Origin of the sequence: Neobacillus niacini, from assembly GCF_023715785.1 — a bacterium.
Taxonomy (GTDB): Bacteria; Bacillota; Bacilli; order Bacillales; family Cytobacillaceae; genus Neobacillus; species Neobacillus niacini_E.
This window is the reverse complement of record NZ_JAMBOX010000009.1, coordinates 168,085-180,442: the sequence shown is the minus strand read 5'-3', so window position 1 is coordinate 180,442 and position 12,358 is coordinate 168,085. Positions and strand designations below refer to the sequence as shown.

Annotated in this window: 12 protein-coding genes; 2 read left to right on the top strand and 10 right to left on the bottom strand. The window is 43.0% G+C overall.

Annotation, left to right across the window (positions count from 1 at the left end):
* Positions 1 to 7: 7 nt before the first annotated feature.
* The 8 genes from M3234_RS17190 to M3234_RS17155 all read right to left on the bottom strand — a co-directional run bounded on the left by M3234_RS17190 (position 8) and on the right by M3234_RS17155 (position 8,002).
* A complete protein-coding gene (locus tag M3234_RS17190; RefSeq protein ID WP_262305877.1) occupies positions 8 to 442 on the bottom strand; it encodes a BrxA/BrxB family bacilliredoxin in 435 nt (144 codons plus the stop codon).
* A 20-nt stretch (positions 443 to 462) separates the two neighbouring features.
* Positions 463 to 1,602, bottom strand: a complete 1,140-nt coding sequence (locus tag M3234_RS17185; RefSeq protein ID WP_262305876.1) for a conserved virulence factor C family protein — start codon at positions 1,600 to 1,602, stop codon at positions 463 to 465.
* A 75-nt stretch (positions 1,603 to 1,677) separates the two neighbouring features.
* Positions 1,678 to 3,567 (bottom strand): ABC-F family ATP-binding cassette domain-containing protein, encoded by a 1,890-nt coding sequence (locus tag M3234_RS17180; protein WP_262305875.1) that lies wholly within the window; start codon positions 3,565 to 3,567, stop codon positions 1,678 to 1,680.
* A complete protein-coding gene (locus M3234_RS17175; protein ID WP_262305874.1) occupies positions 3,564 to 4,214 on the bottom strand; it encodes an HD domain-containing protein in 651 nt (216 codons plus the stop codon). Before M3234_RS17175 ends, M3234_RS17180 begins: the two co-directional genes overlap by 4 nt.
* Before the next feature lie 95 nt (positions 4,215 to 4,309).
* A complete protein-coding gene (locus M3234_RS17170) occupies positions 4,310 to 5,158 on the bottom strand; it encodes a DegV family protein (protein ID WP_262305873.1) in 849 nt (282 codons plus the stop codon).
* A gap of 99 nt (positions 5,159 to 5,257) precedes the next feature.
* Positions 5,258 to 5,752 carry a glutathione peroxidase gene (locus tag M3234_RS17165; RefSeq protein ID WP_262305872.1) on the bottom strand — a complete coding sequence of 165 codons (495 nt, stop codon included), beginning with the start codon at positions 5,750 to 5,752 and terminating at the stop codon, positions 5,258 to 5,260.
* Positions 5,753 to 5,762: 10 nt separating this feature from the next.
* Positions 5,763 to 6,302, bottom strand: a complete 540-nt coding sequence (locus M3234_RS17160) for a hypothetical protein (protein WP_262305871.1) — start codon at positions 6,300 to 6,302, stop codon at positions 5,763 to 5,765.
* A 17-nt stretch (positions 6,303 to 6,319) separates the two neighbouring features.
* Complete coding sequence (locus M3234_RS17155) at positions 6,320 to 8,002, bottom strand: formate--tetrahydrofolate ligase (RefSeq protein ID WP_396953963.1); 1,683 nt, start codon at positions 8,000 to 8,002, stop codon at positions 6,320 to 6,322.
* 229 nt (positions 8,003 to 8,231) lie between these two features.
* Here M3234_RS17155 and metA point away from each other — a divergent pair, with 229 nt between their 5' ends.
* Together metA and M3234_RS17145 are read left to right on the top strand one after the other, a co-directional pair.
* Positions 8,232 to 9,140, top strand: a complete 909-nt coding sequence (gene metA / locus M3234_RS17150) for a homoserine O-acetyltransferase MetA (RefSeq protein WP_262305869.1) — start codon at positions 8,232 to 8,234, stop codon at positions 9,138 to 9,140.
* A 94-nt stretch (positions 9,141 to 9,234) separates the two neighbouring features.
* Positions 9,235 to 9,447 (top strand): DUF3892 domain-containing protein, encoded by a 213-nt coding sequence (locus M3234_RS17145; protein WP_262305868.1) that lies wholly within the window; start codon positions 9,235 to 9,237, stop codon positions 9,445 to 9,447.
* A 35-nt stretch (positions 9,448 to 9,482) separates the two neighbouring features.
* On the opposite strand, the gene mntR is transcribed toward M3234_RS17145, so the two are convergent.
* Positions 9,483 to 9,905 carry a transcriptional regulator MntR gene (gene mntR, locus M3234_RS17140; protein ID WP_262305867.1) on the bottom strand — a complete coding sequence of 141 codons (423 nt, stop codon included), beginning with the start codon at positions 9,903 to 9,905 and terminating at the stop codon, positions 9,483 to 9,485.
* A 249-nt stretch (positions 9,906 to 10,154) separates the two neighbouring features.
* Complete coding sequence (locus M3234_RS17135; protein WP_262305866.1) at positions 10,155 to 12,341, bottom strand: DNA topoisomerase III; 2,187 nt, start codon at positions 12,339 to 12,341, stop codon at positions 10,155 to 10,157.
* Positions 12,342 to 12,358 lie beyond the last annotated feature (17 nt).

Sequence of the window (12,358 nt, the reverse complement as noted above, 5' to 3'; positions counted from 1 at the left end):
CTTTCTGTCAGCAATATTTTTCGATTGCACCAAGCACATTTTGCATGACGGTTTCCATCGGCATGCCTTCGATGTCGTGGCGCGGAATAAAGTGAACCACCTTTTTATCTTTTACAAGGGCCATCGACGGCGATGATGGCTCGATTCCTTCAAAGTATTCGCGCATTTTGGCGGTCGCTTCCTTGTCCTGTCCGGCGAAGACAGTTACCAAATAGTCCGGTTTCTTGCCGCTGTTCTGAACTGCCTGTGTCACCGCGGGACGGGCCAAACCGGCAGCGCAGCCACAAACGGAATTGACGACAACAAGTGTAGTCCCATCTGCAGTTTCCATAAATTTCTCTACTTCCTCTGCTGTGGTAAGTTCTGCAAAGCCTGCTCTTGTCAGTTCAGCGCGCATCGGCTGAATGATTTGTTTCATATATTCTTCATACGCATTTGACATATTTTCCAACACTCCATTCTTTATTCCTTTTCTGTTTTCCTCGCTTCTGTCATTTGTTTCCAGACAGAACCTTTTGCCTCTTCGCCGCCTTCGATTCGTTCAATCGCCATTTTGATTTGCATGCTGACCTCGAATTCAGGGTCATTTTCCACTGCCCTCAATGCAGGAAGCGCCCGTTCGCCGCCAACTTCGTAGAGAAACATGGCTGCCCGCCAGCGCACCAATTTGCTTGGATCTTTTAACGCCTTGGCCATCTCGTCCTGGGCTTCAGGGAATCCAAGATCTGACAAGCAATCTCCTGCGGTTCTGCGGACTGTCACCGTCTTGTCATTCAGCGCTTTATACAACAGCGGCAATACGAATTTATCCTCAATCATTCCCAAATAAACAGTCGCTAATCTGCGAATGGATGGCTTTTCATCTGAAAGGGCCTTTTCCAGTACAGGCAAATCTTCCATTTCCGGGTCATCCATTTGCTCGAGGAGCTGATAACGGATTTGCCAGTCAGGATTTTGCAAATCTTCCAATGTGACCTTTTTTCGAGGCCGTTTTTGCTTTAGCTCGGATGTAGAATCAGGTGTTTGCGCCTTTTGGACCAGTTCGTCAAGCCGTTCCATCGGATAAGCGGCAATTAATTCCTCTACTACCTCCGGGCCGACTTGATCCATATCGCCGTAGCGAACCCCTTTATTATCCCATTTCCGCAGCAAAATATAGTTATCTTCTTGAAGCTGTGCTTTTTCTCTAGCTTTTAAAAAATACTCCGGCATCCCGAACCTTTTTTCAGTAGTTCCATCGGTTAATTTTACTTGAAGTGGAATCCCTTTGAACATCTGGACCTCCACTTTTATCTCGCCGAAGTGGTCGTTGATGGCTGTTCCGGTCTGTTCCATCCCTTGTGCCTTCTCGCCGAATGCCTGACGGACCTGTGGCAGCAATTCCTTCCAGTCATACTTGGCGTTTCGTTCGACGGCCAGAAAATCAGCAACATGGTAAACGCCCTTGATGCCCTCAATTTGCAGTATGGCTTGAATTACTGCGGGTGCTCCCGATGCTGTTTCTTTTTTATAATTATGGCTTTTTCCCATTGGCAGCTCTTGGTCAAGATTGATTTTCATTGTATTTGGGCTTGGCGTCGGTTCGATAGACTTAATTTTCATCTTACTCACCTTATTCTCATAATATTCTTTTTACAAGTTTAACATAATGGATAAGGTTCATTCATGTATGATGCTTTACATACTTTCGGCTAGTTCTGCGAGGTATTCCCAGCGTTCCATTAAGTATTCAAGCTTTTCGTTAAGCTCTGCCTCTTTTTTCATTAATTCTTGTAATTTAGTGAAATCACTGCCGGCCGTCGCCATTTCGGCTGACACTTCTTCAAGTGCCGCTTCTGTCTCGGCGATGATGTCATCAATTTCTTCCCATTCTTTCGTCTCTTTAAAGGTCATTTTTTTCCTTTTTTCCTTTTCCGGAGCTTTCGCAACAGGCTTTGGAGCGGCAGTTGTTTTTTGCGCTTCCTGGGCAGCCTCTTTTTCTAAATACTCGCTGTAATTCCCATAGAAGTAATCAATAATCCCTTCTCCCTGGAGCACCAGCAGCTGTTCGGCCACTTTATCGAGAAAATAGCGGTCGTGAGAAACAGTAATCACAACACCAGGAAATTCTTCCAGATAGTCTTCCAGCACTGTCAAGGTCTGGGTGTCCAAATCATTGGTTGGCTCGTCGAGCAGCAGGACATTTGGTGCCGTCATCAATATTTTTAACAAATACAAGCGGCGTTTTTCTCCTCCCGACAGTTTACGGATTGGGGTGCCGTGGGTATAGGACGGAAACAAGAAGCGCTCGAGCATTTGTGCGGCAGATATCGTTTTACCATCAGAGGTCTCGACAATTTGCGCCGTTTCCTTGATATATTCAATCATCCGCTTGTTCTCGTCCATATCCTCGCCTTCCTGGGTATAGTAGGCAATTTTCACGGTTTGCCCCATGATAAACTCCCCTTCATCAATCGGAATTCGTTTGGCAAGGATATTCAATAATGTTGATTTACCCGTCCCGTTCTTACCAATGATGCCAATTCGATCGCCTGGTTTAACCAGTAAATCAAAATGGTTAAGAATTGTTTTCGAGCCGTAACGTTTGGATCCGTTCTTTAGCTCAAACACCTGCTTACCGAGCCGGCTGCCGTTTAAGGAGATATCCAGCTTTTCACCCGAAGGTTTACCGCTAGAAAGTTTATCATCCAACTCATCAAAACGTTGAATTCTCGCCTTTTGCTTAGTAGATCTGGCCTTAGCACCGCGACGAATCCATTCAAGCTCTCTTCTAAACAGATTTTTTTGCTTTTCATAAGTGGCCGCTTCATTCTCTTCACGAATTGCTTTTGATTCCAAGAAGGCAGCATAATTGCCTTTATAGCTGTAAAGATTGCCGCCGTCCAATTCAAACATGCGGTTTGTGACTCGGTCCAAAAAGTAACGATCGTGGGTGACAAGCAAAATCGAGCCTTGATATCTGCTCAAATAATCCTCAAGCCACTTCACCGTATCAAAATCAAGATGGTTGGTCGGCTCATCTAAAATCAACAAATCGGGTTCGGCAATTAAAACCTGGGCCAAGGCAACCCTTTTCTTTTGCCCGCCGGACATATAGCCAACCCTTTGGCTAAAATCTTCAATCCCCAATTTGGTAAGGATCGACTTTGCGTTAGTGCTGGCATCCCAGCCATCGATAGCATCCATTTGTTTTTGCATGCGGAAAAGGTTGTCTTGGATTCTGGTATCGTTGGGAGCAGCATTCAATTCTAATAAGGTATTTTCATATTCCCGCATCAATTTTAAGATCGGGGCATCGCCGTGAAACACTTGCTCCAATACCGTTTTATCAGAAGCGAAATCAGGCTGCTGCGGCAAGTAGGATATGGTATAATCCTTTCCGGAAATAACCGCCCCATCATCCGGCTGGTCGATTCCAGCAACAATCTTTAATAAGGATGATTTTCCAGTACCATTAACACCGATCAGTCCCACCCGCTCTTTTTCGGCAATTGTAAAGGAAATCTGTTGAAATAATTGTTTTTCGCCGTATGTTTTTGAAACATTTTCTACTGTCAACATTTTCATGACTCTTGACCATTCCATTCCCGATAAAATTGTGCTAAAAATGTCTCCATCATTCGATGACGCTCTTCGGCCATAACTTTGGCGGTCTCTGTATTTAACAAATCTTTCAATTTTAACAATTTTTCATAAAAATGATGGATGCTGCTAGATTTGCCTTTGCGATATTCTTCGAGATTCATGTCTGTTCTTACTTGAATCGCGGGATTATAGATTTGCTGGCCCTTTTTACCTCCATAGGCGAAAGCCCTGGCAATCCCAATCGCGCCAATCGCATCAAGCCGATCCGAATCCTGGACGATTTTCGCCTCAATCGAAGTAAGTTCTGCACCCTTTCCGCCTTTATAGGAAATCGTATTGATGATTTCTTTTATATGGTGTTTGTCACCATCAGTGAGTTGTAGGGTATGTAAAAAAAGATCGAGTTTTTGCTCCCCTTTTTCCACACTGTCATTTAGCTTTTCATCAGGGATATCGTGAAGCAGCGCTGCCATCTCGATAATGAACGGATCGCCGGTTCTTTCCTGTTTAGATATATATATAGCATTCTTGCGGACACGGTCCACATGGAACCAATCATGTCCGGTAGAATCTTCACTCAGTTCATTCTGTACAAAAGTTTCTGTTTTTTTAATGATTATTTCCTTCATTTCTATGCACCTGCCTCATACCTTGCTATTTTATCATGAAAAGCAACAGGAAATGAAAAATAACCCCGAAATTCATCGAGGTTATTGAAATCTTCTTATTTTAGACCGTTAAACCAGCTGATCCCAAGGGTATTTTCACCAGCATGGACACCAATTACAGCACCTAAAGGGGCGCAATACACCTTTAGCTCAGGATACTTTTCCTGCAGCTCCCGCTTCCAATCAGATGTATGCTCTTCATGGAGCCCATAAAGCAAATAAACTTCTTTAAACTGATGTTTTTCATAGTCCTGTTTAAAGTAATCGAGAATTTTTTCCTTTGCTTTCTTCTCGCTGCGTACCTTTTCTTTTACAAACAACGCACCATTATCAAACGAAATAATCGGCTTTACATTCAGCATGCTTCCAAGGAAAAATTGCAGCCCAGACATTCTTCCGCCGCGATGCAACTGTTCAAGGCTTCCGACAAGAACATAAGTCTCATTTGTAAGTTTAAGCGCTTCTAATTCTTTGACGACTGAATCCAAAGGTCGTCCGTTAGTCAATAACTCCATTCCCTTTTTCAACAGCGCTGACATTGGCATGGTAAGGATGTTTGAATCAACGATGGTAACTGGGATTTCTACCAGCTTGGCGGCCTGTTCAGCGGATGAAACGGTTCCGCTTAACTTTCCTGAGAGAAGGACGGCAACAATTTGATCGTAATCCTTAGATAGCTGTTCAAATAATGATTGAAAGGCACCAACTGATGGTTGTGAAGTCTTTGGAGCCTGTTTCAATTCTTTTAATTTTCCAAACAATTGTTGGGGGGTAAGGTCAATCCCGTCAGCAAATTCCTCCCCATCTAAAATAACCGATAATGGAACACTATATAAATCCGGGTGATTTCTTAACTCTACGTCCAAATAAGCTGTGCTATCTGTAACCCAAGCGGTTTTTACCACCGGTCATCTCCCCTTGTAATTTTAATTAGTACCTACTACTAATAGTAACTGTAATTTTTGAACTTGTAAATATCATAAAAGCCCAAAAAAAGAAACCAGTTATTTAACTGGCTCCTTTTGCAGCAATGTTTCAATATCTTTTGCAAGATCGCTCGGTTTGGTGGTCGGCGCGTATCGCTTAACCACTTTTCCGTCACGGTCAACCAAAAATTTGGTAAAATTCCACTTAACCGTATTTAGGCCTAAAACTCCGGGGGTTTGTTTTCTCAAATAAACAAATAACGGATGGGCATAGACGCCATTTACATCCACCTTGGCAAACATGGGAAATGTTACACCAAAATTTAATTCACAAAAGGTTTTAATTTCGGCTTCTTCCCCTGGTTCTTGGCCCATAAATTGATTGCATGGAAATCCTAGAACACTAAACCCTTGATCTTTATAAGTTTCAAACAGTCCCTGCAATTCCTTATATTGTGGTGTAAAACCGCACTTGCTGGCAGTATTGACGATGAGTAGTACAGTTCCCTCGTATGCTTTTAAAGATATTTCCTCACCATCAATTGTCTTGGCCTTAAATTTGTAAACAGACATCTGCTCCCCCCTATTCTCTGCCGTAAATATACTCCTGCAATCGCTGTAATGTGATTATCAAAAAATCAACCATTTCAACGATATCCTCCAATTGTTCCTCACCAATCAGCCGGTCGAACTCGACCGTGACAACATTCCTGATTTGATTCGGCTTGGCTAATGGATTATATTCGACAACTTGGGTGATTTTCCTTGTCTCTCCCCAGATCTCAGTGAAAATGGCTTCAATATCCTGGTAAACCTTGACTTCATCTCCATGTTCCAAAAAGAATTGCAGTCTGATAAAACAGCCGGGAAGCCGCCCCGCCTGGGAGCTGGCTAGCAACTCCGCCGCCAGATTTTCAAGCCCCGATTCCAGTTCGAGCTTTGCAGTCACTGACGGGCCACTTATTTCGGGCAGTGTCAAGAAAATATTAAAGAAGCGGGACATTTTTGCAAGGTTTATTATATCGTTCCGGTCTGTTATCACAATCTTCCCGGCACTGTCACGGTCATAAAAGGAACCTTCGATAACGACTTTCATATTATCGAAAGCAGTTGGATCAAACATGAACGCAGTCGACTCCTTTAGAAAAGTCCGATGGCATTGCCGTTTTCGTCAACATCCATATTTAAGGCCGCCGGTTTTTTTGGCAGACCGGGCATGGTCATGACTTCCCCAGTCAATGCGACAATAAAGCCCGCACCGATTGACGGTTTAAATTCCCTTACCGTAATGGTGAAGTCCTTCGGTCTGCCAAGCTTGGCAGGATCATCTGAAAATGAATATTGTGTTTTCGCCATACAAACGGCTAACTCTGACCACCCAAATTTCTCAAAATCAAGTAATTGTTTTCTAGCCTTTGCCGAAAACTCCACATCCCGGCCGCCATAAACCTTTTGCACGATCTTTCTAATTTTGTTTTCGATCGGATCAGACAATTCATATAATGGGTGGAAATTATTTTCCTCTTTTTCGATAACCTCAAGCAGTCTTTGAGCGAGTTCAAGACCGCCTTCGCCGCCTTTTTCCCAAACCTCTGTTAAAGCGGCGGAAACGCCTTCGCAATCGCACCAATCCAATAACGTTTGAACCTCAAGGTCTGTGTCGGTAATAAATTTATTGATCGCCACCACAACCGGTAAGCCAAAGCTTTTGATTGTTTCAATATGCTTTTGCAAGTTGGCAAAACCGAGGGTTAATGCCTGAATATTCTCTTTTGCCAGCTCGTTTTTTGGCAATCCGCCATGCATTTTCAAGGCCCGGATTGTCGCGACGACCACAACCGCTTCCGGTTTGATTCCGGCACTTCTTGATTTAATATGCAAGAATTTCTCGGCACCCAAATCAGCGCCAAATCCAGCCTCGGTAATGACATAATCGGCTAATTTTGAGGCAGCAACCGTTGCAATGACGCTATTGCAGCCATGGGCAATGTTGGCAAACGGGCCGCCATGGATAAGAGCTGGTGTATGTTCAATCGTTTGAACAAGGTTCGGTTTAACCGCATCCTTTAATAATAAGGTTAATGCTCCTTCTACCCCTAAATCCCCTACGGTTACCGGCTCTTTGTTATAATTATAGGCCACTACGATTCGGGATAAGCGCATTTTTAAATCTTTAATATCAGATGCCAGGCATAATACAGCCATGATTTCTGATGCGACCGTAATATCGAATCCATCTTCACGCGGTACACCCTGCAATGGGCCGCCAAGACCAATGACAACTTTCCGAAGAGCGCGGTCATTTAAATCAACTGCCCGCTTCCAAACAATCCGGCGCTGGTCTATTTTTAGCTCATTCCCTTGTTGGAGATGGTTATCGAGCAATGCGGCCAAGGCGTTGTTTGCGGTTGTTATGGCATGCAGGTCTCCGGTAAAGTGAAGATTTATATCTTCCATCGGCAATACCTGTGAATATCCGCCGCCGGTCGCCCCACCCTTAATTCCCATTGTCGGTCCCAAGGAAGGCTCACGCATGGCAATCATCGCCTTTTTGCCAAGCCGGTTAAATGCGTCCCCCAATCCCACTGTAACAGTTGACTTGCCTTCTCCGGCCGGAGTTGGGCTGATTGCCGTTACAAGAATTATTTTTCCGCTTTGTTTAGTCTTTAGCTTGCCAAGTGCTTCTGTAGAAAGCTTGGCCTTAAACTTGCCAAAAAGTTCGAGATCGTCCTCTGTTAATCCAATCTTGGCTGCTATCTCGGCGATAGGCTTCATTTTGGATGCTTGGGCAATTTCAATGTCAGACTTTACATTCGTTTCCATTACCACGTAAATCCCCCACATTCTGCAGAATTTCTTAATGCTACATTTATTTTATCAGAAGAGCGTTTACATTCCGATAAATTTTTGTGAACAAATATTATCTTTTCTAAATTTCAAATAATGCTTATAATATAAATATTGAATTTTTAACAACAGCTCATAAATTTTATGCACTGTTAATGTACGAATGTTATATAGAGTAATATTCATAAGGAAGGGGAGAAGGCAAATGCCGATTAACATTCCTAAACAATTACCTGCACGAGAAATTCTTGAACAGGAAAATATCTTTATTATGGACGATGAACGTGCCGTCAGCCAGGATATCCGTCCATTAAATATCCTGATTTTAAACTTGATGCCCGAAAAAGAAAAGGCGGAAACGCAGCTTTTAAGGCTTCTAGGCAACTCGCCGCTGCAGGTGAATGTGAAATTTCTAAAAACGATTTCATATGAGTCGACACACACAAGCAAACAACATCTTGAACAATTTTACACAACCTTCTCCGAGGTGAAACACCAAAAGTTTGATGGCATGATTATTACCGGTGCCCCTGTTGAGCTATTGGAATTTGAACAGGTAAAGTATTGGGCTGAATTAATGGAAATTATGGATTGGACTGTAGGAAACATTACCTCCACACTACATATTTGCTGGGGGGCTCAGGCAGCCCTATTCCATCACTACGGGATACGGAAATTTGAGCTATCCCAGAAATGCTCAGGCATCTATTCCCATCGGATTTTTGACCAGGGTGATATATTATTACGAGGGTTCGATGATCAATTTTATGCACCGCATTCCCGCTATACAGACGTTTCAATTGAAGCCATCAAAAACCACCCACAATTGAAGCTGCTTGCCGCTTCAGAGGATGCCGGAGCATTGCTGATTTCTTCCCGTGACCGGAAGCATGTCATGATCACTGGGCATTTGGAATATGAATCCGATACATTAGCACAGGAATATGAGCGCGATGTCAATAAAGGGCTGGAGATTCACGTACCAGTAAACTACTTTCCTAATAATGACCCGACACAGCCGCCGATTAATCGCTGGCGGTCTCATGGGCATCTTTTCTTTACCAATTGGCTTAATTATTATGTTTACCAAGAAACTCCTTATTTATGGGGGTAAGAAAAACAGAACCTGCCGGCTTGGCAGGTTTTTTCGTCTCCTTGTTTATTTTTCAAGAATTTAGAAAGAATAAGAGGGCAAAGGAGGCATTCTCTTGGAAACAATTGTTGCACTGCATCGTAATCATTTTGGGGATATTATCAGTTTTGTGACTTCGGAAGGAAGGGTTATTTCCTACCAAAAGGCGATAGTCGAAGCAGAAAATGGGGTTATTGCTGGGGTTCAAACATATTTGGATACAAATGGACATGTTTCGTTAATGCCAGAACAAGATCAAAGCTTTGACTATTTTCCAAATCCATTCTAAAAGCACCTGGAAACAATATTCCAGGTGCTTTCTATTTACTCTTCTCCAGCTCGTTTTTGAATTTCTAATAGTGCTTCAATACGTTGGTCATCTTCTTCAAAAAATTGAACAAGATCTCCGATTCGATCAATCGAATCCCAGCTTAAGTGATGCTCGATTCCTTCGACATCATTATAAATATTTTCATCCTTAACACCGATAATTTTCAGGAATTGTTCCAGTAAATCATGTCTGAAAACAAGACGTTTGCCAATTTTCTTCCCTTTTGCAGTTAACACTAGTCCGCGATATTTTTCATAGACTAAATATTCGTCTTTATCAAGCTTTTGAACCATTTTTGTAACTGAGGAGGGATGTACGGATAGCGCCTCGGCTATATCGGAAACCCGAGCGTATCCTTTTTCTTCAATTAAAATATATATTTGTTCGATATAATCTTCCATGCTAGGTGTTGGCATCCAATACCCTCCAAATGTCCATCATCATAAAAAGTTTACTATATAACAAAATGAGTGACAAGGACGTTTGTCGCTTTCCATTCATTTCGTCATTTTGCTGGTTCTTTTTCACAATCTTAATATAACGTTGCACCCACTATTAACTATGGAAATATTTTCAGAAAGGCACACCTTGCCAATAAGGCGGTGTGAGCAGAGCTAGGCTAAAATTTATTCTGTTCTAAATTCATTATAGACACTTTCACTTATCTAGTGTGATTCGCTTTTGCGACGCTCCACCCCTTCACCAAACAAGAATTTCAAGTTATGTTCCTTTTCATCTAAATAAAGCCTGGCATTAAATGTTCTGTCTTTGTTGGTAAAGCCTTCAATGAGCTCTGTTTTACCATCAGAAAGCAGCAGTTTTATATTTTTCTGGGTAATTGTTTTACCGAGAATTTTTTTTGAAATGGTAAAATTGCATTTATTATTCTGGTAATTGCTGCAGCCATAAAAATTTCCTTTGTCTACGATCGAACCATCACATTTTTTGCACGGCCCGAGTTTAGCCGGGGCCCGTCTCTGCCTCCGCTGTTTGCCGGGGGTAAAATTTTCGCTGACCTCCTTGGAAAAGACCCAAGTTGCTGACTGACCGACACTGGAGGTGATTAAGTGATGGACCATCTTTTTCGTCTGTTCCATAAATTGCTTCGGTGACGCCTGACCTTCGGAAATTTCTTTCAGCTTCTGCTCCCATTTTGCGGTCATTTCCGGCGAGGCGAGGATTTCCTTTCCGATTGCCTCAATCAAAATTTTGGCCTTTGCGGTGGCATAGACCAAATTCTTCTTTACATCGATATACGCGCGGTCCTTAAGCATCGTGATAATTCCTGCCCGAGTTGCCTCGGTGCCGAGACCTTCCGTTTTTGCCAATACCTTTTCTAGTTCTTTATCTTCAATATGTTTCCCGGCCGTTTTCATCAGCGTAATTAACTGGCCCTCCGTGTAGCGCTTCGGCGGCTGGGTTTGGCTTTCCTTGACGTCAACCTTCGCCGTTTTTCCCTGCTCTCCCTTTGCGAGCGTTGGGAGCGACGGATCATCATCCTGATCCCTTTGATTAATGACTTTTCTCCAGCCTTCTGCAATTTGCACTTTTCCTTTTGAGATAAACATCGCCCGTCCATCCACTAAAGTTGTCACATTCGTATATTCAAATACGGCTTTGTCATAATGAGCAGCCAGCAAGCTTTTTACAATTAAATCGTATAATATTCGCTCGTCAGCGCTTAACCGTTCGACATTCGGGATTTGTTCAGTCGGGATGATCGCATAGTGGTCAGTCACCTTTTTCTCGTTGACGTATCTTTTGTTGTCCGCAATGGAAGGAATAGGCAGGGGGAAATATCCTGCATAGTCTTGTAACTGACTTAACTTCCCCAAAATATCAGGGAAATTGCCGGCCTCTTCTTTCGTTACATAGCGGGAATCCGAACGGGGATAGGAGACGTAGCCTTTTTGATAAAGCTGCTGCAGCACGTCCAATGTCTTTTTTGGCGAAAATTTAAAACGTTTATTGGCATCGGCCTGTAGGGCAGACAAGTTATACAATAACGGCGGCAGGAATTCCTTCCGTTCACATTGGACCTCGCTCACTTCAGCGGGTTTTTCACGGCAAAAGGCAGCCACTTTCTCTGCCAGCTCTTTTGTATTGACCCTCGTTTCCCCATCATTCTGCCATTTCCCGCTATATTTTTTTCCATTTACAAGGAACTGGGCAATGACCTCCCAAAACGGTTCCGGTTTAAAGTTTTCTATCTCCAATTCGCGCTTTACAATTAACGCCAGGGTGGGAGTTTGAACTCTGCCGACCGAAAAAACATCGGCAAAACCTTGTTTTTTTAGGAGAAGGCTGTATAGTCGGGAAGCATTCATTCCAACAACCCAATCAGCGCAGGCTCGTGTGTAGGCTTCAAAATAAAGGTTGCGTGTATCCGATTCATCAAGCACCTTTTTAAAGCCTTCTCTGATTGAATTTGGGGTTAATGAAGAAATCCACAATCGTTTCATCGGTTTTCGGCAATTCGTTAACCTTAAGATATTGCGGATAATCAGTTCACCTTCCCTCCCGGCATCTCCTGCATGGATAATTTCCGTCACTTGCGGGTCGGTTACCAATTTTTTAATAACCGCAAATTGCTTGGCCTTATCCTTGGTCACCTCATATTCAAAGTGCTCCGGGATGATCGGCATGTTGTCCAATGACCATTTTTTCCATTCCTGTTGGTATTTTTCCGGCTGGACCAATTGGCATATATGGCCGATTGCCCAAGTGACAAAAGCACCGTCCGGAAACAGTTCATTCGGAAAGACCTCGATAAAGCCATTCTGGCGTTTGTGTTTAAATATGGATGCCAAGGTTGAACCTTGGTCCGGTTTTTCGGCAATAATTAATTTCACAAAAAGCAGCTCCTTTT